The organism is Pseudorhodoplanes sp., assembly GCF_059499825.1.
Window position 1 is genome coordinate 1 of record NZ_JCABZI010000002.1, and the last position, 24804, is coordinate 24804.

The 24804-nt window shown below is 59.8% G+C and carries 22 protein-coding genes, 1 tRNA gene and 1 pseudogene; 9 read left to right on the plus strand and 15 right to left on the minus strand.

The window, feature by feature from the left end; all coding sequences use genetic code 11:
- Positions 1 to 418 (minus strand): annotated as a pseudogene (locus tag AC5I5I_RS03305) (methyl-accepting chemotaxis protein); the annotation flags it as partial.
- 689 nt (positions 419 to 1107) lie between these two features.
- Here AC5I5I_RS03305 and AC5I5I_RS03310 point away from each other — a divergent pair.
- On the plus strand, positions 1108 to 1542 hold the full coding sequence (locus tag AC5I5I_RS03310) for a LysR substrate-binding domain-containing protein (protein WP_495969860.1): 435 nt from the start codon (positions 1108 to 1110) through the stop codon (positions 1540 to 1542).
- 732 nt (positions 1543 to 2274) lie between these two features.
- Here AC5I5I_RS03310 and AC5I5I_RS03315 read toward each other — a convergent pair.
- Positions 2275 to 3696 (minus strand): DUF1254 domain-containing protein, encoded by a 1422-nt coding sequence (locus AC5I5I_RS03315; RefSeq protein ID WP_495969862.1) that lies wholly within the window; start codon positions 3694 to 3696, stop codon positions 2275 to 2277.
- 210 nt (positions 3697 to 3906) lie between these two features.
- On the opposite strand from AC5I5I_RS03315, the gene AC5I5I_RS03320 reads away from it, so the two are divergent.
- Positions 3907 to 4908: an AraC family transcriptional regulator gene (locus AC5I5I_RS03320; protein WP_495969864.1), complete on the plus strand. Its 1002-nt coding sequence runs from the start codon at positions 3907 to 3909 to the stop codon at positions 4906 to 4908.
- Between the two features lie 555 nt (positions 4909 to 5463).
- Here AC5I5I_RS03320 and AC5I5I_RS03325 read toward each other — a convergent pair.
- The 4 genes from AC5I5I_RS03325 to AC5I5I_RS03340 all read right to left on the minus strand — a co-directional run bounded on the left by AC5I5I_RS03325 (position 5464) and on the right by AC5I5I_RS03340 (position 9121).
- Positions 5464 to 6711 (minus strand): cation:proton antiporter, encoded by a 1248-nt coding sequence (locus tag AC5I5I_RS03325; protein ID WP_495969866.1) that lies wholly within the window; start codon positions 6709 to 6711, stop codon positions 5464 to 5466.
- Between the two features lie 365 nt (positions 6712 to 7076).
- Positions 7077 to 7691, minus strand: coding sequence for a hypothetical protein (locus tag AC5I5I_RS03330; protein WP_495969868.1), 615 nt, complete (start codon positions 7689 to 7691; stop codon positions 7077 to 7079).
- 14 nt (positions 7692 to 7705) lie between these two features.
- On the minus strand, positions 7706 to 8020 hold the full coding sequence (locus AC5I5I_RS03335) for a PepSY domain-containing protein (protein ID WP_495969870.1): 315 nt from the start codon (positions 8018 to 8020) through the stop codon (positions 7706 to 7708).
- A 735-nt stretch (positions 8021 to 8755) separates the two neighbouring features.
- Positions 8756 to 9121, minus strand: a complete 366-nt coding sequence (locus AC5I5I_RS03340; protein WP_495969872.1) for a hypothetical protein — start codon at positions 9119 to 9121, stop codon at positions 8756 to 8758.
- 1213 nt (positions 9122 to 10334) lie between these two features.
- On the opposite strand from AC5I5I_RS03340, the gene AC5I5I_RS03345 reads away from it, so the two are divergent.
- Entirely contained in the window at positions 10335 to 10595 is a 261-nt protein-coding gene (locus AC5I5I_RS03345) for a DUF6894 family protein (protein WP_495969874.1), read from the plus strand.
- Positions 10596 to 10824: 229 nt separating this feature from the next.
- Here the strand turns inward: AC5I5I_RS03345 and AC5I5I_RS03350 are convergent, their stop codons facing one another.
- Positions 10825 to 11523: a recombinase family protein gene (locus tag AC5I5I_RS03350; protein WP_495969876.1), complete on the minus strand. Its 699-nt coding sequence runs from the start codon at positions 11521 to 11523 to the stop codon at positions 10825 to 10827.
- A 1310-nt stretch (positions 11524 to 12833) separates the two neighbouring features.
- Complete coding sequence (locus tag AC5I5I_RS03355) at positions 12834 to 13415, minus strand: hypothetical protein (protein ID WP_495969878.1); 582 nt, start codon at positions 13413 to 13415, stop codon at positions 12834 to 12836.
- A 504-nt stretch (positions 13416 to 13919) separates the two neighbouring features.
- Here AC5I5I_RS03355 and AC5I5I_RS03360 point away from each other — a divergent pair.
- The 4 genes from AC5I5I_RS03360 (at position 13920) to AC5I5I_RS03375 (ending at position 17030) form a co-directional block, all read left to right on the plus strand.
- A complete protein-coding gene (locus AC5I5I_RS03360) occupies positions 13920 to 14615 on the plus strand; it encodes a hypothetical protein (RefSeq protein WP_495969880.1) in 696 nt (231 codons plus the stop codon).
- Positions 14612 to 15778, plus strand: a complete 1167-nt coding sequence (locus AC5I5I_RS03365; RefSeq protein ID WP_495969885.1) for a site-specific integrase — start codon at positions 14612 to 14614, stop codon at positions 15776 to 15778. The genes AC5I5I_RS03360 and AC5I5I_RS03365 overlap by 4 nt, the downstream gene beginning before the upstream one ends.
- Positions 15779 to 16005: 227 nt before the next feature.
- A tRNA-Thr gene (locus tag AC5I5I_RS03370) sits at positions 16006 to 16080 on the plus strand.
- Between the two features lie 650 nt (positions 16081 to 16730).
- Positions 16731 to 17030, plus strand: a complete 300-nt coding sequence (locus AC5I5I_RS03375; protein ID WP_495969887.1) for a hypothetical protein — start codon at positions 16731 to 16733, stop codon at positions 17028 to 17030.
- A gap of 37 nt (positions 17031 to 17067) precedes the next feature.
- Here AC5I5I_RS03375 and AC5I5I_RS03380 read toward each other — a convergent pair whose 3' ends face one another.
- The 3 genes from AC5I5I_RS03380 to AC5I5I_RS03390 all read right to left on the minus strand — a co-directional run bounded on the left by AC5I5I_RS03380 (position 17068) and on the right by AC5I5I_RS03390 (position 18356).
- The gene (locus AC5I5I_RS03380; protein WP_495969889.1) at positions 17068 to 17211 is read right to left on the minus strand and encodes a hypothetical protein; all 144 of its coding nucleotides are present in this window, start codon (positions 17209 to 17211) and stop codon (positions 17068 to 17070) included.
- A 252-nt stretch (positions 17212 to 17463) separates the two neighbouring features.
- Positions 17464 to 17715, minus strand: coding sequence for a porin (locus AC5I5I_RS03385; protein WP_495969891.1), 252 nt, complete (start codon positions 17713 to 17715; stop codon positions 17464 to 17466).
- 299 nt (positions 17716 to 18014) lie between these two features.
- A complete protein-coding gene (locus tag AC5I5I_RS03390) occupies positions 18015 to 18356 on the minus strand; it encodes a hypothetical protein (protein ID WP_495969893.1) in 342 nt (113 codons plus the stop codon).
- Positions 18357 to 18670: 314 nt separating this feature from the next.
- Between AC5I5I_RS03390 and AC5I5I_RS03395 the strand changes: the two genes are divergently transcribed.
- A complete protein-coding gene (locus tag AC5I5I_RS03395) occupies positions 18671 to 19723 on the plus strand; it encodes an AI-2E family transporter (protein ID WP_495969895.1) in 1053 nt (350 codons plus the stop codon).
- A 45-nt stretch (positions 19724 to 19768) separates the two neighbouring features.
- On the opposite strand, the gene AC5I5I_RS03400 is transcribed toward AC5I5I_RS03395, so the two are convergent.
- From AC5I5I_RS03400 to AC5I5I_RS03415, 4 genes are all read right to left on the minus strand, one after another.
- A complete protein-coding gene (locus AC5I5I_RS03400; protein WP_495969897.1) occupies positions 19769 to 20251 on the minus strand; it encodes a DUF3617 domain-containing protein in 483 nt (160 codons plus the stop codon).
- Positions 20252 to 20261: 10 nt separating this feature from the next.
- Positions 20262 to 21356, minus strand: a complete 1095-nt coding sequence (locus AC5I5I_RS03405) for a cupin domain-containing protein (RefSeq protein WP_495969899.1) — start codon at positions 21354 to 21356, stop codon at positions 20262 to 20264.
- A 229-nt stretch (positions 21357 to 21585) separates the two neighbouring features.
- Positions 21586 to 22563, minus strand: a complete 978-nt coding sequence (locus AC5I5I_RS03410; RefSeq protein WP_495969901.1) for a Bug family tripartite tricarboxylate transporter substrate binding protein — start codon at positions 22561 to 22563, stop codon at positions 21586 to 21588.
- Between the two features lie 21 nt (positions 22564 to 22584).
- Positions 22585 to 23568, minus strand: coding sequence for a Bug family tripartite tricarboxylate transporter substrate binding protein (locus AC5I5I_RS03415; RefSeq protein WP_495969903.1), 984 nt, complete (start codon positions 23566 to 23568; stop codon positions 22585 to 22587).
- Between the two features lie 184 nt (positions 23569 to 23752).
- On the opposite strand from AC5I5I_RS03415, the gene AC5I5I_RS03420 reads away from it, so the two are divergent.
- Positions 23753 to 24739, plus strand: coding sequence for an MBL fold metallo-hydrolase (locus AC5I5I_RS03420; RefSeq protein WP_495969905.1), 987 nt, complete (start codon positions 23753 to 23755; stop codon positions 24737 to 24739).
- Positions 24740 to 24804: the final 65 nt, after the last annotated feature.

The following is a 24804-nucleotide window of genomic DNA, read 5'->3' on the forward strand; positions in this document are numbered from 1 at the left end:
CAGACCGGAACTCCTCGAGCAGCGACTTGGCTTCGATCCACATTCTTTTGTTGGCGGGATTGGTGAAGCGTTGCGCCTTGGAATCGAAAGACGCGCTGGTCGCTTCAAGCTCCTTCCACATCGCTTCGCGATCTTTCTTGCCTTGCGGGTTACCCGTCAGCAGATACCCACGTAGCGTGGCTAGCGTCGAGTAGACGTTGCCGACGAGCTCGGTACTGTCGAGAGCTACCGGAACTCTAAGGTTGGCCATTCGTTCGACGGTTGTCGAGGCGCTGCTCGCAACATAGAGAGTGAAACCAACCGCTACCGCCAATACAGCGCACACAGCGGCAAAGCCTGTGAACAACTTGGTACTGATTCGACGGTCGGCAAAAAAGCCGGCGCCCGCTGTGACCGCGGCCTGGTTCGAAGGCATCATGCCTGTATCCTCGAAGATTAGACTGACCCGCGCGTCGGCTTCGCAGGCCTAGCGTGTCTTCCGCTATCTACATCCGACACTCGCTGGCACGGCGCCGTGGTATGAGATTCGAGGAAGCCCGACGAAGACTGCTTAAGGCAGCAGCATTGATTTTCGGTAAAAGTCGTCTGGTTTTGACTAAGAAGTAATCAGCGCGCCTATAGACTGCGCAGCACTCAGTACACAACTGAAGCTGGCAACCCTCCCGCTCAAGGTAAGGTTCCTCGCTTTTTGGGTGTCGGTTGCCTCGGCGCGTGAGTTTAATAATCAGGGCAAAGCCTTCAGTTCGTCGGCGTTTGGCACGATATCAGTGACATCCGGGTAGCAAGCATCCGCCCTCCGTTGGGAAGGACAGCGCACTGCATTCGGAAAACTTCACCGTTGGACTGACGCAATTTGAGTAGCCCGGGATTGCCGAGTTTAATATACGCGTCGTCCTCTCTGCGATGTATGTTTCCAAAGACCCTGCTGGCAGTTGATAAGCTCCGGTATCTCGGCCGTGATACGTGCGCAACAAATGGCGGTTTCGCGTCAGCTTTGTCGTCCGGAAGACGCCTGCGACGAGAGAACACATGCTCGTGGAACGTTGTCCCCGGACAAAACTAGCTTGAATTGAGGGGAATTGCCGACCGCACTTTCAGCCGTAGCGCTTGCACCGAAATTGGACATTTCGCGCACAATGCAATCGCAGACTGACCGACCCGAGTGTTTCTCAGCAGCTGTACCACGAGGATTTTGTCATCGCCTCGCGCGCCCGTCATCCTTTCACAAAATCGCCCACGTTGGGAACATTTTGTGCTGCGCAGCATCTGCTCGTGTCCCAAAGCGGCGACAGCCACGGGTTCGTGGACAAGATGCTTGCCGAGCGCGGCCTCAGCCGACGCATCGCCTTGACCGTTCCGAACTTCATGCTTGCCCTCGCGGTAATCGCTGAGACTGATCTCATCGTGGCGATCCCGAGGCACTTCCTGTTGCTGTCAGGCTGCTTGACGACACAAAGCCGCCGGCGACACCCCGGCCGTCGCCGCCCGCGACGAGCCGCCGGCACGGACGGATCAAATAGCGGGACCCGCTCCCCTTATTGATGCGCCAGTCGCAAGCGAGCAGGACATCATTGAATATGTCGAACATTGCCTCCCGCTTCGACAACCTCAGCCCAATCTGCGTTCCACAGCCTCTCGGCCAACAATCCTGCCGTTTCCGACTTTGACACGCGTCGGCCCGCCGCCTGCATCTCCCGCCAAGGGCGCTGTAGCTGAAGGAGCGAGCCTGCAGCGGCTTGCCGTGGCACCATCGGCGATTGTGAGCTGGGTCAAAACGATTTTGATGGCGATCGCAGCCCCCCCGAGCCGACCGGAGCGGTGGACCTCAGCAGGGTTACGCCTCGAGGTGTTCCAACTTCGCTCGGCTTTCTGGCGTTGCTGCCAGATGAACCTCGGTCATCACACGACTATGCTCCCGCGAAGCGTCTGATCGCCGCATCATGCCTATTTCGGGGTATGCGTCGCGTCGCGGTGTTTTGCCTCAACTGCAATCACCACAGCAATGTCGGAAGACCACCTAGTCCAGATGGGATTTCGGCCAGACGAGAGTCATGGTTAAGGTAATAAAGAGGCTCATCTAGTCGAGCTACGACGATAAGGGCGATCGCTAGTAAATTTTGGACCAACATTTCCTGGTTGGCCCAACGCGTCACCGCCGCTATGGACTTCTTTAGAGTGTATCTGCGTAAGCTGCAGATGGGCGGGCGGGAAGATGGCCGGATTGATCCCCCGGCCATGATCCATTCGGAGCAAACCTCCTCCGGCCCCTGCCACTCAGTTCGCCTTCACGATCTGCGGCGGCGACCATGTGCCGTCGAGGATCGATGGATTGGCTTCCTTCGGCCAATACATTCGCAGCATCGGAAGGAATGCTCCCTTCGGCGCCGGCAGCCAGTTCGATTCCTTGTCGGCGCCAGGCGACTCGGCCTGGAAATAAAGCGTGACCGATCCGTCCGGATTGGGTTTGAGGTTGTTGCGTGGGCTGACGGTGAATTTGTTCAGCGCGTTGGGCACGAACCACCAGCCCTGGTCGATCTGGTACATCGTGATCGACCAGAAGCCATTTACCGGCGGCTCCTGCCCTTTGGCGAAGGTCAGCGTGTACTTGTTTGCGCCGCTGAGCGGTTGTCCGGAACTGTCGACCTCGGTATACGGATAAACCGCATCCGCTTGCAGATTTGCCGGCCAACCGAACGCCGCGACCAGCGCGCGCTTCATGTAATCGGTCCCGTACTGGCCGAGCCCCTTGGTGAACAGCCAGCCTTTCACCTCTACACCCATCGCGGCCTTGTTGGCGTTGATCTTGTCGAGCGCCTGCTGCGGGAGGTCTTTCAAGGCCGCCTGCACAGCGGGATCGAGCGATGACAGCGCAAAGTCCTTACACGCGGTGATGCCGATCTTGGCCATTTCGGCGAGGATCGGCGCGTCTTCGGCTGCCGGCGGTGCGTCTTTGCACATCAGCCTGGCCATCATCTTGAAATAGCCCTCGGTTCCAAGGCCCAGGATCACCTCCTGAGGCTTATCGGTCATCGAATAGCCGGGGTTCGGATCGACTGGGGGAGCCGTATAGGTGTAATCCTTGCCAACGGCCGAAAGCGGCCGCAGGTCGTATTGTGCCTGCAGCGCGTTCACTGCCTTGTAGTCTGCCTCGGTGCCGTCAGCGTAGGTGCGCCCTAGGATCAGCATGTACCGAGTCGGGAACTTGATCTCGGTCATGCCGGCCGGGACTGCGCCTTTCCAACCCGGTCCAGTCAGCAGGAAGGTCTGCGCCTTTTCCCCGGTAGTGCGGCTGCCCGCCGAATGGATAACCGGCATCCACAGGCTGTACATAGGAAAGAGATAGTATCTCTTGCCCATGTCTGGATGACTGAAAACGGTCGGTTCCTTTTCGAGGTCGATCCAGGCTGCGGAATACAGCGTGTCGGCATTCGGTGCTGAGACACCACGGTAATCGGCTGGCGGGTAGCGCGGGATGTTGATGAACTGACCCATTGGGCCCCGCGTCCCCGCCACTTTGTCGACATTGGTCATTTGGACCCGCGTTACTTCGGTGGTGATCAGCGAATACCCGTAGATATAGGCGTCCATCGCGATCGCCTTCGCCTCGTCCGGCGTAAGCGCAAAAGACGACCCGCTCCCACTAGCGACGGTCAGACCGCCGGCCAGGACAAGGCTGGTCAGAAAGTTGGCCTTCATGAGTTCCCTCCAAGCAATTGATCTCTAGATCCGCAACTCGGCCGCCACCGCTCTTAAAGCCGAATGAAATGTGGCATAGCGTGAGTCCGCTCAACCTTGTCCCAGACCCTGCGACGCGCACTAGATCACCCCATGCCGCAACCGACGAACCATTTTGCGCCAGCCCCGCTCAAAATTTCGCGAGGCCTCAGTTCCACACCGGTAATTTCCGTGACCGCACTCGCCGGCGTCCCGGCATTCGTGCGCCGCGCGTTCGGCCAGCGCTTGCTCACGCGCGCCAACCGGGCCGCAATGCTCGATATTGAAGCAATCGAGGATCAGGACTGCTTCATCCCGCACGCGACTATGACGACCTTCGTTGAATCAGTCGCGCGGCTTTCGGGAGATGAGCATTTCGGCTTGCTGGTGGCGCCCCACCTCTCGATCGCCAGCTACGGCTGCTGGGGCCAGCATCTGCTCGGCGTACCGACTCTGGGCGCCGCGATCCGGCGCGGCATCGCCACCATCGGCTTTCACAGCAAGGGCGATGCGCTCTCAATCACGCTCGACGATGACCGAGCGCAAATACATTACATAAGCGCCGCCAAGGGTCAGGAGGGATATCGGCATGTAGCCTGTGGCGCCGCCGGCGTCATCCTGAGCGTGTGCAGACAATATCTGCCGCCCGACTGGCGGCCCCAACTCATCGCGCTTGACTTTCCTCGGCCAATGCGCGCCGCAATTTACGAAGACACCTTCCAATCCCCGGTCGTCTTCGATGCTCCGCGGATTTCGGTGCAACTCGACGCCAGAGACCTGCGCGCAGAACCCAAGCGGCAACCCACGTATGTGCTGGTCACGGCCGAGGACGTGGCGCGCGCACGCGTAGCATGTGGCGAGATGAACTACCTGCGAGACGTCATCGCCCAGCAGGTCTGGTCTCAGGTACTGGCGGGACATGTCTCCATCGATAGCGCCGCACGCTCGATCAATACCAGCGTGCGAACGCTGCAGCGCGAGCTCAATCGCGAAGGCACTGACTTCCGCAGCATCGCGAACATGATGCGCAGCAGGCGGGCACTGGAGCTCCTGCGCGACGGCGGCGTGTCCATCACCAAAATCTCAACCGTGCTCGGTTATTCCGCACCGGCGCATTTCGCCCGCGCGTTCCGCAACGCGACAGGTTTGAGCCCTCGGGAATTTCGTCTGCAGGGACGCGCTGTTCCTCTATAAATAACTGGCGCTATTAGGCCGCCACGCTCTTTTTTATGTAACGGATATATTCTGCCGCTGCTCGCTCCACTCCACCGGAAACGGCCTCATCAGGCCCTCTAGCTGCAGTTCTGCCGGCTGTCGCCCGGCGATACAATGTCGGGCGCTAGCAGCGTAAGCCTCAGGACGCGACCCACGTACGACTCGTTGATCTTCTCCGAATTGGCGATCTCACGAATGGTGGCGTAGTCTCCACTGTCTAGCATTTCGCGTCAGCGGAACGCCCGGGCGATCGCCTTGACCATGGCGTTGTCGACATGCCGGGTGACGGGCGCACTGGTGAGTTCGGCGCCGTCGGGCGCAAGCACGAGCTTTCGCCCACCGCGCCGGCGGATCGCACACGCACGGTGACAGTGCGGGCATCGACGCTGGGACGGGGTTCAGGCATTACGCCGCCCTCCGAGATGCCGGTCTGAAAGCGCGCTAAGTGGACCACGGCCCACACAAACTCCTGTCCGCTCGTATGAGTTCAAAGCACGGGATCTCCACCCCACGGCGTGGTCCAAGTTACGATCTCTATTCTGATTTCGACTGCGATCTTTCCGCGTCCAGAAAACGCATAACAGGTGTGACAGTTAATCCGTGGATAAAGATTGAAGCAACGATGACCAGTGTCACTGCACTCCACAGCACACCCTCTGAGTAAAAGCTTGCGTGCCCAAGGCCATAAGCCAAATAGTAGATGGAGCCCATTCCTCGAATGCCAAAAAAGCTGATGACTAATCGCTCCCGTACCGGCTCGGCCCTGCCCCACAAACTTAAGTAGGCAACGGCCGGGCGAACAACGAAGAGTGCCAAGCCAGCGAAAAGTACCACCGACCAAGTCACCTCTTTCAGCAAACCGCCTGCCGTTATCGCCCCTCCCAACAGAATCAGCAGAACCGCCATCAACAAACGTTCCAACTGATCTGTAAACTCGTGCAGCTTGGCATGAAAGTCATGAGCACGCTCTTTGGCTCGAAATGATAAGGCCGCAACGAATACGGCCAGAAACCCATAGCCGTAAGCTAGTTCAGTCACGCTGTAGGCTATGGCGGTGATCCCGAGCGCCACAAACCCGTCACCTGTGCGAGACAAGCGAGCGCGCTGCGGCAATCGAAAGGTGATCCAGGCGAGGACATAGCCAACTGTCACGCCTATCATCAAGCCAACAACCAGCTTCCAAATGACATCAAAGAAGAACCATCTTGCCAACCACTCGCCGTCGGAGGACGTAGATAAAGCAATGGCGATAGCGAAATTGACAAATGGAAAGGCAAGACCGTCATTCAATCCAGCTTCTGACGTAAGCGCGTACCGGACCTCATCTTCTTGACCCTCGTGTGGAGGACCGACTTGAACGTCGCTTGCCAAGACCGGGTCCGTAGGAGCTAGCGCTGACGCTATAAGGACAGCGGCGGCTGCACCTAGCCCCAAAAGGCTGTATCCAAGAATCGCGAGCAGCAGGATGGTGAGAGGCATAGCGAACGCAAGAAGTCGCCACGTGACGCCGCCCGTGCTCCACGTGAGGGCCCGGTCGAGCTTAAGGCCCGCTCCCATTAAAGAGATAATGACGACCAGCTCGGTCGTCCGCTCCGTGAGCTTTAGTATCTCTTGCGGATGCGGAATGACGCCCGGAACAATTGGCAGTGCAAAGACAGCTGCACCGACAACAAGACATGCGATCGGCAACGATAGTGGCAGCTTTTGCAACAGCAGCGGTAACCAAGCACTCAGCAACACAAGTATGCCGAACGCCAAAAGTACAGGTATGTAAGGGTCCATTGAGATTTAGTGCCCGGCTTGGCGCGATGACCGAGGGGTGCGAAGTAAAAGGGCCAGCATCTAAGTGAATTGGCAAACTGCGTATGCAAAAAACGCCGATTAGCGCTAGATCAAGCGAGCAACTGCGACCTGTCAGCTGCAAGTCTCCGAGTGGGTAGCGCTGCGACGCAGTTGACTGATGGCTTGCGCGCTATGTCGGCCCAGACGCCGACCTGCTGCCCAGATCAACGAGTCAAAAAAGTGGATATGATCCGTACGGCAGCAGACATCAATAACCCGAATATTGCCCAAAGGATCCTCACAGCGGACCACCGACTCGCAACACCGCCCCGATCTTCACTTAGAACGGGGCCATGTTACCGTCATTAACGATACAATTCACGCTCTTTTCTAATTTGTTCCGGGGTGTAGGGGGCCGCGGCCGGATCGAAGGACTTCCATCCGCTAGCTCGGTAGGCCGCCGCGCGATCCGTCACCCGTACCGAAGACCGATCCATGATCGATTGCAGACGCGATGCGTTGTTGTCTTCGACGCGAGCGCTTACCAGGGCGCCACCACGGCGGAGGGCTTCAGCATAAACATCAGCGTCTTCTTTCGAAACGCCAGCTTGCGTCAAGGCCCCAACCAAGCCGCCGGTTGCAGCGCCAGCAGCCGCTCCTGTCAGGGTGGCGACTAACCAACCTGCCGCGACGATAGGACCAACTCCGGGAATTGCCAGTAGACCCAGGCCGGTCAACGCACCCACCGTACCACCAGCGACCGCGCCAATGCCAGCCCCAGTTCCGGCTGCCTCAGCGCGATCATCGGTTCCGTCCAGATCTCGGTCAGGAAACGTACCCGTTTTCTCGTCGTAAGAGCTGTCTGCATTGCTTACGAGGATACTGATGTCGCCGTGGTCGACTCCGGCTGCTTCAAGGTCGCGCACCGCTGCGCGAGCCTCACGGTGAGAATTATATAGCCGGGAAATAGTTGTCGTCATTGTCGCATTCCTTCTTAACGAGGCGTGATATTGCCCTGATAGTCGACACTCACGTCGACAGATTTGCCGCCCTTGCTGCCCTTGCCACGCCAGACGCCGTTCTGATCTTTTGTCAGGTCGCTGACGTTCGAAAAGCCGTTGTCTTCGAGGCGCGACTTCGCTTGACCTTCGGTAAAGCTGTTAGCGCCGGCCGCGGGGGCGCCAGGGTTATTCGGTGAGTTAGGTGTTGTGACCGCCGGCGTTGCGGGATCAGAGTTCGCCGGTTTAGGTTGAGCATGGGCCGCTGTAATCAGCGCGACCGACGCTACGAGAATAAGGAAAGCTCGCATGGGCGTTTCTCCAAGTTGTTGAAGCTATCGGAAACGAAAGTGAGAACGTTTAGTTCCTCCACACGCGGCGGTTCATCGGAGAAGCTACCAACCCAACTGGAGGTGCAGGCCCTTACCCGGCCCCGGAAGCGAAGATGTTCGAGTATGCTGAGCACATCATGAAACGGTTGAAACGAAACCCTACCCGGCCAGGCGAGCGCGCCGAGCTGCACCCCGAGCCGTTTCCAATGACGCCAAATCTTCCGCCATCAGGATTATCCGCAGCCTTGCTTTCGGCGGTAATTGAGACTTGGTTGCTTCAAACAAGCCTAAGATTTCTTCGTATTTGAAACCAGCTTAATCTACGAGCGAAGGCCGCCCACGGAGCGCAGCTCGAGAAAGGTTGCAAGCTGAGACCGATAATGAATGCGCGGTCCGACCCCACCCAGCTCAAAGATTGCGCTGTTCGCTGGTGAAAGCTCGTAGGTCCTGCCACCCGCATGAACAAAATATGCAACCTCACGCAGGATGAAGCAGACAGACTGCTGTCCAGCAGCGTGCTATTGCCGTGGGCTTCTCGCAGTCACTGTACCTCCAGCGCGACTCGGCAAACGACTCGATCGCCCGCTCCGCACCGCGCTGGGAATTCCGCCCCGTCGGAGCGCGTTACAAAGAATAAAAACGTCAAGGCAGGCCGTTGTCATCCTGCGCCGCGGCGATTCCTTGTCGAATGAAATGAACTGCTTGATCCGCTGATCATCTAAAGTAAGTATCGACGAGCCGGGCGCCTCGCCATAGCTCAGCGCTCTCTCCGTTCAGCTGATCCCGAAACTGTCTGATCGCTTCAGCCTCGCTGTTGGCGACAACCATATCAAATGCGATCGGCAGCCCGTTCGGGTCCAGCCGGATGACGCGATAAGCGGCGCCGGCCGCTTCCTCGTTCCTGTTGCGCAGCGTGCTCAGGACTGAGCCCCAGACACCTGCGACCCTCGTAATGGCCTTGTGAAGCAAAGCGGCACCGTTTCCCTTTTGAAGGACGGCCCGCATCGGAGTGGTTTTCCCATTCGGTGCAGGCCGCCGCCATATAGGTCGCGACTGGATGGCAAAGCCAGGATAGAGCATCTAACAAGTTCCTTTTTGAGCCATCGCAAACGCGGCGCACATCGCGGGCGGTGAAGCGCATGTCGTCTGAACGAGGTGAAAGAATCACTCTCGCGCACGTCAAGCCGATCGTAAAATTAAGTCCGGTAGACCTCGCGTAATCAAGACAGTGAATATGCCAAGAACAATCAAAAACCCGCTGGTTGAGCTTTCGCGGCAGGAAGTTCAAGAGATCAATCGTAAAGCAGAAAGAGGAAGTAATCAGTCCTGTCCCAGGGTCCGTGTTGAAATTCGAAACAGGACTGAGGACGGCTTGCGCAGCAACGACATGCGCCCGGGCCCTTCGATCGCGTTCCGCTTGTCCTTTTTAGCCTGGCAGCGTTGGCTGCCACTTGCGATAGCATTCGATGAAGCGTTTCCGCCGTGCGCGAGAATGGAGCGTACGTCAAACGCAGCTCCGACCTCTCTATAAACATCACAATGGTCGCGGATATGTCTATCCGTGAGAGCCGTATGTTAAATCACACGGATTATGAGCTCGGCACTTTGGGGCGGCCGAGCCTATTTCGTGTCGCGGAGGCGGCCATCGGTGGTCGATTAGACAGTGTTAACCTCGATGAAACAGCACGCCCCGCCGTCCTCCACTAAATTCGGGGAGATCAGTTGTTCCAGGAGTTGCAGTCCGCAAAGCGGCCATAACCCAGATCGACGGTGCAGGGCGAATAGAAGTTTGGTCGATAGGGTCGCCCGCGGCGATCGAGGGATGGGTCGGGCCATGCGTGGTTACGATACGCTGACCGAGCGGGTGCGGACTGATGACTGCGGACAGCAGGGCCCTTCCGAACCTTCTGCTTTTGAACGCGCTGATGTTTGGAAACTCCATCGCCGGGCGCTGCTGACACCGGAGCTACGAGAAGCGGCAACGCGCCGATAAGAGACATCGCAACGAGACTTTTCAATTTCCAGTTCATTCCAACCTCCAGTAGCTCCTTATCTGGAGATAAGCCACGCACTTAAATGCGCCATTGTAAAAAGACATGATGGACTGACCGTAAGGAAGGCTCCCGAAGGGCCGTTTGCGCATCGCGTGGCTGTACTTTGTATTGCCAAAAGAAGGGGCGGAACATTTCAGAGAGGGAGTTGTTCCGGATTCAGCGACGCTCCATCCGGCGTCGCATCGCTTCCTCCCTCCTCTTTGCTAGAAGCAAATTGGGCGGGCTTTCTGGAGTAAACAGTGCGCTTCCATTTTCAGGTTCGAACGGACACCCACGTCATGTTGACCGAGGTGTCGGAACTCCGGGACTCGAACGAAGCTCGCCTTGATGCCGCTAAGCGAATTGGACAATTACTCCAGCAGCACGCAGGCAACTTATGGGCTGACGAAAGCTGGCAGATGGACGTGACCAATGACCAAGGTCTCGTTCTTTTCGTCATATTTGTTCAAGCACTGAGGTCGCCCGGGACCGCTGACATGGATCAAAATGGAGGTGGATGAGATGCCCCGATACGTGCGGGGAACCATCAATGATCACGTGTTGTGGAGGATGACTAAAGTATGTACCCCGGAAGAAGACGCGGCGCTCTGTGAAGCGACCCGTCTGGTGTCAGCTTGCGCGCGCCTATCTGTGCGCTTTAGCGCCCGATGAGCCGGCTCCGGTTTCTCGGATCAGAGCAGGCCTAAAGGCTTTCTATTCCGATTTGTTTGTGCGCGCTTAGCGGCCTTCTTATGCACCCGCTCGAACACGCGCCTTTACGCGTTGGACCTGAACCGCAGACCACTCTCCTTCACCGCGCGCCGTTGGGATGCCAGCCGCATTGAGGCCCGCGGCAAGCTCACGCAGCGAGTTGGCGCCCTGCATTTCAAGTTCCTTGATCTTCTCCGCGATGTCGGCCGCCCGTACATTTGCACGCTGCTGAATTGCCCGCCGCGCCTGCGCGCGTGCCTTGTCAGACGGGGCAACGCCACGGTTACCACCAAGCTTCACTCCGCGGCGCCTCGCAGCCGCCAGAGCCGCCCTCGTGCGGGCTGAAATCATGCCAGCCTCCAACTCGGCTACCGAAACCATTTGCTGCAGCAAGAAGCGCCCGGTGGCTCCTTCGATTTGAGGTAAATCGGCAAAACGCACGTCCACGCCAGCCTCAAGCAAACGGCCCAGGAAAGCCACAGATCGCGTCAGGCGATCTACCTTAGACACCACCAGCGGACAACGGTGCAAACGTGCTGTAGCAAGCGCCTTTTCCAATTGGGGCCTATCAGAGACCTTTCCGGACTCGACTTCGGTGAACTCCGAAATGATCTGCCAGTCACCACCGTTAAGATAGCGGGCAACCGATTCACGCTGCGCTTCCAGGCCAAGCCCCGAGCGGCCCTGACGGTCGGTTGACACGCGAAAGTAAGCAATAAACTTGCCGCACGTTGCCATTTGCTGCCTCCGGTTTGAGCTTACTCCTTTCATGTTTTGTATTGGCCATGTTACGTTTCAGTCAACCAACGTTGATTGAAACGTGACACTAGTTGTGCGGAGGTGTACTCTTTTCAAGCCGAGGCAAACGCTACCGTAGGTGACTTCACAACACCGCGCCGGCGTATGCGGCCCCAGCTTTGATCTCCCGAACGGAACGGCGCGCTAGAGATCCGATGATTTTGCCCAGGAAATTTTGCGACGCCCTCACTGGATGACTTGTTCTGCCGCTATAGCCAGGTCTGTCTCCATCAGGTCGGCGCTCCGACGGTAGTGGCGGTCGGGTAAGGCTTTGCCTATCGCTAGGCATGAACACCGCGAACCGTCCCGCCTGTAGCCGATATCATCAAGTTCTCGGGCCCGGCACTGGCGCAGATTTGCCAAGGAAACAACAAGTTCGGGCCGAGCCTCAAAGCTGGAGAATATCGAAATCAGTTGCCGAACCGGAATCCAGACATTGATTGAAAAGGAGAATTACTTCAGCCAGCCCCGCCGCTGAAATTTAGTAAGTAGCTCTGCGAGGCCCTCCTCAAGCATCTCATCGTAGGCATCAAAACGCCGTTCGGCACGTTGGTAGGTGGACCATCGCATCCATTTCGGCTTAGGGGGAAAGTCCCAATCATCAGGATCGAAGCCCCCAACTCGACATAGATCCGCATTGATCTTGGCCTTCCCACGGTGCGCTCGGTTGTCGCGGTCGCAGAACTGCGAAGCGTAAGCTACCTGGCGGCCCCACCGTTGCCGAGACGCAAAATGGCGCGCGCCTGGTGGCATCCATAGCACCATGCAGCGTTGATTGAGATAGGGGCAGATGAAAAACCATTGCCGACCACCGAAATGGCGAGGCCGAGCCACGACTATGATGCGTTGATCGAGGCCGCCGTCGATCTGGATACGGAACCAACCTTCGTCGGTCCCGCTCAGATCGGCGGTGATGACTCCGCTAGCAACGTCGCCCCAATAACTGTGCGTCCAAATTATGCCTCGCGGCCCGGTGGCTGCGCCGGGCCGGATAGTCCCGCGTCGAGCTAGTGAGTTGAGATCGAGTTTAAGTCCGCTTTCAAGTCGAGCACGATAACCTCGTCGCCCCATCTTTCATTTCCTCTTTGTCCCCTTTTCCCTTTTTCTAGTACGGGCTCCGCGCTGGTCACCACGCTCTCTATTTGTGAGTTCCTTGGCGGTGCATTTAGAACCCAGTGGGGAATTACCCACCTTGTTCGGTGGTGAAATGCACACCGGACAGAAGGGAGGCGTGGTGTGAATGCCCACCACTATGCGGCCCTGGTTTCGGTGTGAGTTTCCACACTACTTTCTATATCTTCCCTGCTGTACGCGAGGAACGTCACCCGAGGCTTGGACCAACGCTTGAGCCTGGCCACCCTCACGCGCTTGATCTTGCCCTTGATTGCCTTCGCTTCTTCGATTGTCTGAATCTTGGACCACTCGTTGGTTGGCCCCATTGGCGGCACGGGCAGATAGGTCAACCGGAAAGCGTTCGGCTTCCTAAACTCGCCGACGCCGGAGCGGCCTTTTTGCGTGACCTCGACGAAGCCTAGGGCTACGCACACGCTGATCGCAGGCTTGATTGCGTGCCGATCGATCCCGAATTCCTCAAAATCTTGATATGTCACGATGAGGCGACCGTTATCGACGCCGCCATGCATGCCGTGTTCGCATTGGATACGATCCAGAACGCGACGTTCGGCCAAGCCTAAGACGCGGAAGGGTGGAGACCCCATCATTTCGTAGGGCAGCGGACAAAACTGCCAAGTGATCTTGCCACGTTTGCCGGTGCGAAGAGAGCCGGTTGCCCGGCCCCTTCTGTCGAGTTTGCGTGATGCAACAACCGTCATGGCGCCTGCCTACGCTCGGTACCCATGCGAAAAAATGAGCTGTCGTGGTCTTCAACGACGAGACGCGGCTGCCCCATTGCCAGGATGGTGATCAGGAAATCTGCGCCCCCGGCGGCTGAGAACCGCGTCGCTCATGCCGCCACCTGTCCATCAAGACTCAGAACTCGGCGAAGCCACGCCGTCGAAACGCGGTATGACCCGCCGACCTCGATAAGCCCGCCGATCTCCCCTGCCCGCGCCGCCGCGTAGATTTTGTCCCTGCTCCAGCCCAGGGCTTTGCCCGTGTGCGGCCATAGCGGCACCGTCACACTCTCGCGGCACATGCGCACCGCCTCCTCCGTTGTCATCTCTGAGGGTTTCGCAGCCCCCCTCGGCTTCCGTGCCATCGGCAGCTCTCCTTTTCGTACGGGATTAACCGTCTGTTTTATCTATTCCGCCTTTGTTCTATTGTCAAGTTAAGGTGCGGCATATACAGTACGAAAATAGTGCGGAGGAAGTCGATCGTTGCCAAAGTCCGAAAAAACGACAGCAAAACAACGAGGTAGGCCAACACGCCATGCCGGTGGAAAACTATCGAAGAACCGCACCTTTAAGATTTATCCCGATCTCGACGCGAAGCTGATCGCAGCAGCAGCCGAAACCGGACGCACCGTCAGCGAGGAAATCGAACGCCGGTTGGATCGCTCTTTCACTAACGACGAGATGTTGGGTAGTCCCGAAGCATCGAGCCTGTTTCACTTGGTCGCTGCCGTGATGGCGACAAACAAAACAAGCGAGCGCTTTGATGACGAGTCGAGTGACCTCGCCGCCGCGCTCGTGCGTGCGACAGCCAAGTTCCTCGCGAAAATCGTTCCGGACATCTTATGGGTCAAGATCGGCCGAGGGGATGACAAGTGGGACCCTGACAGCGTCACCACCGTGTACGCACGCGAGGTATCTGACGTCGAGATCGACGGCGAAAAAATTCCGGTCTGGCACACAATAGGATTCAACGAGCGCTCCACCGACGAAGACATGAAGGATCGCATCAGGCGCGGCCGGCCCGTTGGCTTGAGCGGACACGGACCGGACGCACTGATGATTATCAAGCCGGCACCGGCCGATCCGAGCAAGCGACCCGCCGCACTCACCCCTCAAGAGATTGAAGCATGGAGACGTGAATATCTACGGCAACATCCGAAATTGGAGGATGACCAATGAAGGGCTCGATCGTAAAGAAGGGCGCGACCTATTTCGCCATCGTCGAGACGAGCACCATCGATCCCGTTACCGGCAAGCCGAAGCGTAAGCGCAAATGGTTCAAGGCCGATGGCGCAAAGAACAAGGCCGAGGCGCAGACATTCCTCCGCGCGAAGCTGACTGAGCTTGAGGGCGGCATCCTGATCGATGCCAAGAATGTCAGCGTCGCCGGCTATCTGGACCGGTGGCTCGACACAGTGAAGCCGAACGTCAGTCCCAAGACCCACCAGCGGTACACGGAAGTATGCCGCAAGACTATTGGTCCCCGCATCGGAACCGTCATCCTGTCGAAGCTTACGCCGCCCCAAATCTCGGCTGCCTATGCCGAGGCGTTGACGAGCGGTCGCAGGAAGCACGGCACCGGCGGTTTATCGCCTCGCACGGTCCATCACATGCACACGATCTTGAAAGGGGCGCTTGCCCAAGCGGTCGAGTGGAGCCTGCTGGCCCGCAATCCATGCGATGCCGTCCGCCCTCCCAAGGTCGAAAAGAAGCCGATGATGACCTTCGACCTACTGCAAACAGCGCAGGCCATCGAAGCTGTCCGACCGTCACGGCTGTTCATCCCCGCCATGCTCGCCCTCCTCTGCGGCATGCGGCGTGGTGAGATTGCCGGCCTGCGCTGGCGCAGCGTTGACCTGACCACCGGCAAGCTGTCCGTCGTCGAGAGCGCAGAGCAGACAGGCAACGTCGTGCGCTATAAGGAACCGAAGACCGGCAAGGGGCGCAGCATTGCCCTCAGCTCTACGATGATCGAAGAATTGAAGGCGTGGCGGCTCCGGCAGGCTCAGGAGTTTCTAAAGCTCGGCATGCGGCCGGCTGACGATACATTCGTCTGTACCCAGGCGGATGGCAGCCCGCACCAGCCGAACAACCTGACCCACCGCTGGTCCCTGATCATCGCAGGCACCACCCTGCCCCGCATTCGGTTTCATGATCTACGGCACACGCACGCCACGCTGCTGCTACAGCAGGGAGTGCATCCGAAGGTCGCCAGCGAGCGGCTGGGACACAGCAAGATCGGGATCACGCTCGATCTCTACAGCCATGTCCTGCCGGGAATGCAGGAGGACGCGGTGGCCAAGGTCGATGCCGCCATACGGGCAGCACAGAAGGCGCCGTAGGCCGGTTCTAGGAGTCAATGACGAGTCGGACTGATGCGGTGGCAGGATCGGCCCCCGTTTTCTTTTTGACGAAATCCACGGGGCTGCTATGGGCACAGCCGCGCGGCGCCAGGAGAACAGACTGACGACAGAATCCATCAGCTCCCGCCAAAAATGGTAGAAGATCGGTAGACATTCGGGCTTGAGCTTCGCATTTGATTTGCTAAGTGACTGTTCCGAAACGGAATGCCGGCTTAGCTCAGCGGTAGAGCAGCGGTTTTGTAAACCGAAGGTCGGGGGTTCAATCCCCTCAGCCGGCACCACTCTGCTAACGGCGTCTTAGATTGCCTCTCTCCGGACTGGCCCGCAACCGGCGCGCGGAGTTTCCGGTAGGCCTCAATCGCCGCGGGGGCTTCCTTCAGTTACGCCGGATCGGACTCCGCAATTCTCTGCGCGAGCGCTCGCCTCGGCTAGTCGCAAATGCATCTTGTCATGCGAGCTAGCGTTTGCGGCCGAGACCTGGCTGCGGATGAAGGTCGGGACAATCAGCCCGCCGTGGCGTCGTCGTTTTTCCCCGGCCCTGGAAGCGTACCCGCCCCCGGCGTCTTCTCGTAGTCCGTCAGCTCGGGTTTGGCTGTACCCACTTTGGTCTGGGATTTCTGTTGAGCCCGCTTCTTGTCCTCTGGCTGGTCCTGCCCGCGCTCGTCCTGGACTATGCCGTGTGTGTTCATGGGCAGACAACCACCCCGGACCTCAGGTGTTCCTCATCATGCGTGGGGCTCGTTGCTTGCTTGGTAAACCGAAGGTCGGGGTCTCAATCCCCTCGGCCGGCACATCAACATTGCTTGGCGACGCTGGCCGTCCTCCGCGCGGACGAGATGCCGGCTGCGCCACCTCACCCTGCCAGACGACCTGGAACCGTCGCCGGACGACCACGTTCGGTCACTGACCCGCAGCGACGAAGCCGAGGCGCATGACCATGAAAATTCCTGTCCTGCTGATTGCCCTCGTTGCGGCGCCTGTTGCAGCCGCTCAGAACAACCCGGCGGACGCCAAAGTCGACTGCTCCCTGTTTTTGAGGAAGCCGAACGGCTCATGGTTCGTGACCGCCCAGACGAAGATCGAACTGGGGGATTCTCAGATCACGATCGCGGCGGGAGACCTCGGGCCCAGGATGATGAAATTCGGCATGGCCGATCTGTACACCGTCCTGGATAATGCCTGCCCCGACAAGAAGGGCCAGCCGGCGCCGCAACTGCCGAGACCCGAATAGACGCGCCCCATATCCGTTGCGGCCCGCCGACTGCGCATCACTCCTCCGCGCCGTCGTCCGTCTTGCGCGTCATGCGCCCCTTCACCCAGCCAGCGACCGCGACGAAGGCCGCGCCGATCGCGGCGAACACCACCCAGCGCTTGTCCTTGTAAACGCGCCCATTCGGGCCAACCCATCCCATGAATCACCTCTGGGCTGGCAATGTCCGGCACCCGATCAGGTTGCATCCAACGCCGTTTCACGAGGTGTCACGCGCCGCAACAGCTTGTGAGACGACATTTTCCGCGCCGCGGCGATAATTGAGGGGCAATCGGCGGCGTGAACCTCCCTATCCGATTGGACCAAGTCAGCCCCGCGTCGGAAACGGCGTGGGGCTTCTTTTTGGTTGGCACCCGATCGAAGCGTTATGCGCAGAAGGCGCTGACGCCTGCCGCTACCGCTCGCTCTGCATGCGGATATAGCCGCCGATCTTCACGCAGGTCCCGGTCCCCTCAATCGGCTTGAAACCGGCACCGTATTCCTCGCATGACTTGGCCCGCTTTTCGGACTGCGCCTTCGGACCGGCGGGCTGCATCTCGGTGGTCGGCCGGGTGGCAAGCGCCTTGGTGGTCGCAGCCTTGCTCTGGGCGAGCGCGGACGTCACCGGAGACAGAGCTATCAGGAGGGCGATGGCGATCGTTCTCATCGCGCCATCCTAATGCGGATCGCGCCTGTTGTCTCGTGGCCACGGTGCGCCAGTTAACCGTCTTTCTTCAGCCGGCGTTAGCCCGCCGCGCCCACCATTGTTCCGGATCGCATTGGGAGATGCGGGTTTATCGAGGCGCGCAGGAATGCGCGCTCCGGATTGCGCGACGGGGGTCGCGCCATCCCGGCACCATGGGGAGATGCGGATGACCGCAATGGATCTGGTGGGACTGCTGTTGATCGTATTTCTGGTCGCGCCGATGGTCACGGCACGGCCGAGCCGGTTCTAGCGCGGGACGCTCAGTCGCTGTCCCGGCCGTATTCGCAACCGCGCGCGGCATAGACGTATCGGCCGACGCCATAGGCGTCACGGCGCAGCATCGGCTGGCAGCGCTCGACCCAGCGCATCTCGCGCTCACGCAATTCGGCGACTTCCTCGGGGATCGGTTCGCGCAGCGACCGGATTCCGCTATTGCCCGGATCGCCATAGCGGTATTGCCGCACGCAATGCGAGCCGCCGCCGCTATAGACGCAGCTTCCCACCACCGTATCGGTCGTGCGCTGCTGCGCCAGGGCCGGCGTTCCTGCCGCACCCAGGGCGACGGCAATCATTGCAAAGCCCACGGCCGTTCTTTTGGTCATGGCATGCCACTCCCTTCCGGCACATCCTGGCCGGTGACTTCATCCCGTGACGGGATGTGCAACCGCGATGCCACGAAAATCGTGCCGAACCGGGACAGGACCGCGTTCGCCGTCAGTTTTTGCGACAATGGAACCCATTCGCTTTTTCGGGATTGTTCCGTGCTGCGCGGCAAGGGGCCGGCAACGCGACGGGGCAAGACATCTTGAATATGATGCGAAACACCCGGACGGGACAGCCGGCCGAGCCCCGGGAATCAGGTGGACGCCCACCCGCACCGCCTTCCGTGACGGCGGGCCGTGTGCGGATCGGCGCGATGGACCCGACCCCGTTCGAGGATACCACCGCGTTCTGGCAGATGACGGCGCAGCTCGCCACCATTCTGATGGCGACGATCATGTTCGGCGTGTTCCTCTATCTCGCGCGGCCGTTGCTGGTGCCGCTGCTTGCCGCGCTGATCGTGGCCTTCACCATCGGACCGCTCACCGGCTATGCGGTCAGGCACGGCCTGCCCGCCTGGGTGCCGGCTCTGGTGATCGTGGCAATCATCGGCGCAATGTTCTATTTCGCCGTGCTGCTTCTTGCCGATCCAATTTCCGATCTGATCGCGCGGTCGGGCGAGATCGGAGCCAATATCAAAGAAAAATTCCGGTTCATGGAACGGCCCCTGACCGCGCTGAAGGAGCTGTATTCGACTTTCGCCGGATCGTCCGGGGTGACGGTGGACGTGTCACAGCCGACGCAAGTGATCGGTAGCGTGGTCGGCACCATCACGCCGGCGATGGTGCAATTCATTCTTTTTTTTGCGACGCTGTTTTTCTTTGTGCTCGGCCGCGCGGCGATGCGCCAGTATGTCGTCAATATTTTTGCCACTCGGGACGGACGGCTGCGCGCCCTGAAGATTTTCAATGACACCGAGCGCAGCCTCAACGGCTATCTGCTCACGGTGACGATCATCAATGCCGGCGTCGGGCTGGTCTGCACGCTCGTGACCTGGTCGCTCGGATTTCCGGCACCGCTCTTGTGGGGCGCGTTGGCGTTCGCGCTGAACTACATCCCCTATGTCGGCCCCGGAGTGATGCACTTTGTCCTCTTCATGATCGGGCTTCTGACCTTCGATACGCTGTTGCCGGCGCTGATCGCGCCAGCGCTGTTCATGTCCTTCACCTTCATCGAAGGGCATTTCCTGGTGCCGACCATTATCGGCCGCCAGTTGCTCCTGCATCCGCTGGCGGTGTTTCTGTCGCTCGCCTTCTGGGCATGGCTGTGGGGGCCGATCGGTGCGTTCCTGGCCACGCCGATCCTGATCATGGTCAAGGTCGCGGCCGACCACCTCTATCCCCGCCCCAAGACCGTGCTGCCGGATTAAGGCGCGTCGCGCCCGCTGTTGGCGCCAAACGACACCCGCCGAATGCTACCGGCACTCGCCGATGCGTTCGGCCGAAATCGACACCATCCCCTGCTGCACGATCTGATCGAGCATGCTGGCCCTGGTGGTGACCATCGCGCTGTATCGCGTCGGGCTGTCGAAGATGAACTGCCCGGCGACGTCCATGTTCAGCTGGCCCTTGCATTGCAGTCGCCAAGTCAGGCCGGTGGGCTCGAGCGTGAATTCCGTTCGCTTGCATTCGGAATTTTCGGTCTTGACCTGCGGTCCGAATGTCTTGCCGAGGTCGGCGACATCCTCGGGCGTGAGGCACCGGGTTGCGACCTCCGGTGGCGTCATAGGCCCCGATAGGGTCGTGGTCATCACCCGCCAGCGCCCGGGCTCAAGGGTCTGAGCCCATGCGGACGTAACCAATGCGGACGATGCAGCGACGAGTGGCAGCAGCGTCACGGCACAACGCAACGTCACGGCACAACGCAACGCCACAAAACAACGCAGCAATGCCTTCATGCCACAGACCTCAATCCGGCATCGGCGTTTCGGCCTTCGGGAATCCCGCGAAGGTCGAAGCCGGGACGCCGAAATTGGTGGCCAGCAATTCGGGCGGATTGGCCGCGAACCAGGCGGTTGCCGAGATCGACTGGTAGTCGCCGTTGTTGAAAGCGAGCACGAGTTCGAGTTCGTCGTCGCCGATATTCTCGATGTAATGGGCAAAGCCTTGCGGCGCGTAACCTACATCGCCGGGGCCGTATTCTTCGGTGCGGGCGCGACCACCCGATCCGAACACAGTCATCCGTGCCCTGCCCTTGATGTAATACTGCCACTCGTCGGCATTGGGATGCCAATGAAGTTCACGCAATCCGCCCGGCTTCACGCGCATCAGCGCGCCGGTCATCGTCGTCGAGATCGGAAACTCCTTCTGCGAGACCACCCGGAGCGTGCCGCCGGGATATTCCTGCGGCGGACGCTGCGCCAGCATGCGATAGCGGTGGGTCTCGGCCGGCGCATTGAGCGATCCGGGCGCGGGATTGTCCGGAAGGGGCGGCGGCACCGGCCCCTTCACCAGATAAACCTCCTTCTTCGGAAAATTCGCGAAGGTGGATTCGGGCACCGCAAAGTTCTTGGCCAGCACCTCCGCCGGCACATGGCCGATCCAGTCGGTGATGCTGAAGGTGCCGAACTCCGAAAAATAGCCGTTGTCGAAGATCAGGATGAATTCACAGGGCTCGGTCCCGATGCCCTGGATCGAATGGCCGTGCCCGCGGGGGAAGTACCAGACATCCCCCGCACCGAAATCGACGATTTCGCATTGCCCGTTCGGATCGATGGTGGTGACCCGGCAGGCCCCCTTGATGACATAGGCCCATTCGGCGGCGTTGGCGTGCCAGTGCAATTCGCGCAACGCCCCTGGATCGAGCTGCATCAAAACGCCGGCCAGCTTCTGCGAGACCGGAAAATTCAGCGCCGTGGCTTCCTTCGACCAGCCGCCGTCGCGCGGGATGTTCGGCGCGGCGCCCAGCGCATAGCGCAGCGACGGCAATTCCTTGCCCTGCAGCGGCACCGGCATCGGCCCATAAGGCGGCTGACCCGCGTAAGAATCTCCGTCTCCAGCCATCGCCACTCCCCCTATCGCCGCCGCGCCGCCAATCACCGTCCGCCGGGATACGTCCGTCACGATCAATCTCCCGCGATCACAGCGCGTTGTGCGCGTGATACCCGAGCACATCAATGCTCGATTCGCGTTAGCTTAAGGACGCAATTGGCCGGGACACAAGGCGTCTTCGACGGCTTATGCCCGGCCAATGATGGCGATAGTTGCAATATGGTTTAGGATCTGCGGCGGATCAGGGCTGCGGGATTTTCGCCCGTTCCACGATCGGCTTCCACTTGTCGTAATCGGTCGCGATCATTTTCTGCAAATCCGCTCCGGTAACGCTCATCGGCGTCACGCCGAGCCCCTTCAGGCGTTCGATCATGGCCGGATCTTTTGCAATCTCCCGCAACTCGGCGGCGAGCTTGTCGGCGATCTCCGGCGGCACCTTGCTGGGGGCCACGAACACCGCCGTCCATGTGACCTCGAGGCCGGGTACCGTCTCGGCAAGCGCCGGGATCGACGGGTCCACGGCATAGCGCTCCAGCGAGGAAACCGCGATGGCGCGCGCCTTACCCCCCTGCACCTGTGGGTAGGCGGTGGAGAATTGATCGCAGGTCATCTGGATCTGGCCGCCAATCAGGTCTTGGATAATCTGGTTCGATGCCCGGTAAGGCACGTGTGCGATCTTGGCGCCAGTATGCTGGACGATCAATTCCATGCACAGATGTTGCGACGTGCCGATGCCGGACGAGCCGTAGCTCAGCTTGTCCGGATTGGCCTTCATGTAGGCGAACAATTCGGCCGGCGTTTTCGCCGGCACCTTCGGATCGACGATCAGCATGTTGGGCTGATACGCGACCATGGCAATCGGCCGGATGTCCTTCAGCCCGTCATAGCCGAGCTTCTCCTTGTAGATGTGCGGCAGGATGAACAGCGTCCCCGCCGATACCACCGCCAGCGTGTAGCCATCCGGGTTGGCCTTCGCCATCGCGCCGATGCCGAGGCTGCCGCCGGCACCGCTCTTGTTTTCGATGACGAATTGCTGGCCGAGCCGCGACGACAGCCGCTCGGAGAAAATGCGCGCGGCGGCATCGACATTGCCCCCGGCCGCAAACGGCACGATCACCGTGACCGGCTTCGATGGCCATTGCTGAGCGGCCGCCGGCATAGCAAACGCTGCCAGACCTGCAGCAACACAGACGGATAGGCCCGTGAATTTCAGTCTCATGACGTTCCTCCCGTAATTTTTCTAGTTCGACAGCTTGGCGCCGGCCTGCTGAACGGCCTTTGCCCAGCGGGCGAGTTCGGCCTCGTTCAGCTTGCGCAAGTCCTCGGGCGAACCGGCCACCGGATCGATCCCCTGCGTGAGCAGATTCTTCTTCACCTGCGGTGAGTTGATGATCTTGAGGATGTTCTCGTTCAGCTTGGTGACGACGTCTTTCGGCGTGTTGGCGGGCGCCCAGACCCCGAACCAGGCCGAGACAACGAAGTCATCCATGCCGGCTTCCTTCATCACCGGCACATCCGGCAATGCATCGATCCGGGTCGCATTGGTATTGGCGATTGCGCGCAGCTTGCCGTCCTGAATATGACCGAGCAGCGGCAGATAATGGTAGAACATAAATTGAATTTCGCCACGCAGCAGATCGGTGATGGCCTGCGCGCCGCCCTTGTAGGGGACGTGCGTCGCGTTCAGTCCGTTGCGGGCAACGAACATCGCGCCCGACAGATGGTTGGACGTGCCGTTACCGGACGAGCCGTAATTCACCTTGCCCGGATTGGCCTTGATATAGGCGATCAGGTCGGCGACGCTTTTGATCGGCAGACTGGGATGCACGACGAGCACGTTCGGCGCGGTGCCGAACTGAATGATCGGCTCGAAATCCTTGATCGGATCGTAGTTGATCTTGGCGTAGACGGCCGGATTGATCGAATGCGTGCCGATCGTCCCCATCAGCAGCGTATAGCCGTCGGGCGCCGAGCGGGCGACCGCTTCGGTGCCGACGCTGCCGCCTGCCCCGCCGCGATTGTCGATGACCACGGTCTGGCCGACCGCCTTGGCCAGTTCGTCCTGCAGGATCCGCCCGACCAGATCGGTCGTGCTGCCGGCCGGGAACGGCACGATCAGCGTGATCGGCTTTGACGGATAGTTTTGCGCCTGCGCGGAGGCGGCGAAACAGACAGCGACCATCGCGGCGAGCAGAGTCCGAGCCCAGCCAGAAAAAGGCCTCATGAATTCCTCCCGTTATCCGCCCTTCATGGGGCGGGTATTTATGGGCGGCAGAGTAACGGGGCATGCTGGCTGAAAACAAGGTCGGGCCCGACTTTTCCGGGGTTCCGGAATAGCGTCGGCCCTGCGGTGTTGATGCTCAAATAAGCCGAAATTCCAACGAATCACCAACGAGGGAGAATGCGTGATGTCAGACTTGTCTCGCCGCCACCTGCTTGCCGGCACCGCGATAGCCGCCGTCGGCGCCGCACTGCCGCCGCAAGCCGCCCGTGCCGCTGCGCCGCAAAGCGGTCAGCAAGGTCCTGGCTTCTACCGCTTCAAGATCGGAGACTACGAGGTGACCGCGATCAACGACGGCACCTGGTACCGCAAGCTCGATGCGTCATTTGTGCGCAACGCCGAATTGCCCGACGTCCAGAAGGCGCTGGCCGACGCCTTCCTGCCAACCGACGTGGTGCCCATTCCGTTCACGACCTTGATGGTCAATACCGGCTCCAAGCTGATCGCGCTCGATACTGGCACCGGCGGGATGATGGCAGCTGGCCCTGCTCCGCAATCCGGCACCTTCGCCGGCAATCTCGCTGCCGCCGGCATCGATCCGAAGTCGGTCGACGCCATCTACATTTCGCATTTCCATCCCGACCACATCAACGGCATCAAGGGGAAAGACAATGCGCTGTTCTTCCCGAACGCCTCGATCAACGTGCCCGAGGCCGAATGGGCGTTCTGGATGGACGACGGCAACATGACGCGGGCGCCGGAAGCCGCCCAGGGCTCGTTCAAGAATGCGCGCCGCATCTTCGGCGACATCGCCGGCAAGGTGCAGCGCTTTACCCCCGGCAAGGAGGTCGAGCCCGGCATCGCCAGCATCGCCGCCCCCGGGCACACCCCCGGTCACACCGCCTATTCGATCGCAAACGGCAACAAGTCGATGCTCTATGTTGCCGACGCCACCAACAATCCGTGGCTGTTCGTGCGCAATCCAACCTGGCAAGCGGTGTTCGACGCCGACGGCAACAAGGCCGCCGAAACCCGCAAGATGCTGCTCGACCGTGCTGCCGCCGACAAGATGCTGGCACACGGCTATCACTGGCCGTTCCCCGCCTCCGGCTACATCACCAAGACCGCTACGGGTTATGACCTGGTGCCGGCGATGTGGTCGCCGTCGCTATAGTCTTGCCACCGCTGCAACGACAAAGGGCCGCCCTCGCCGGGTGGCCCTTAGTCTTTCGTTCCTAG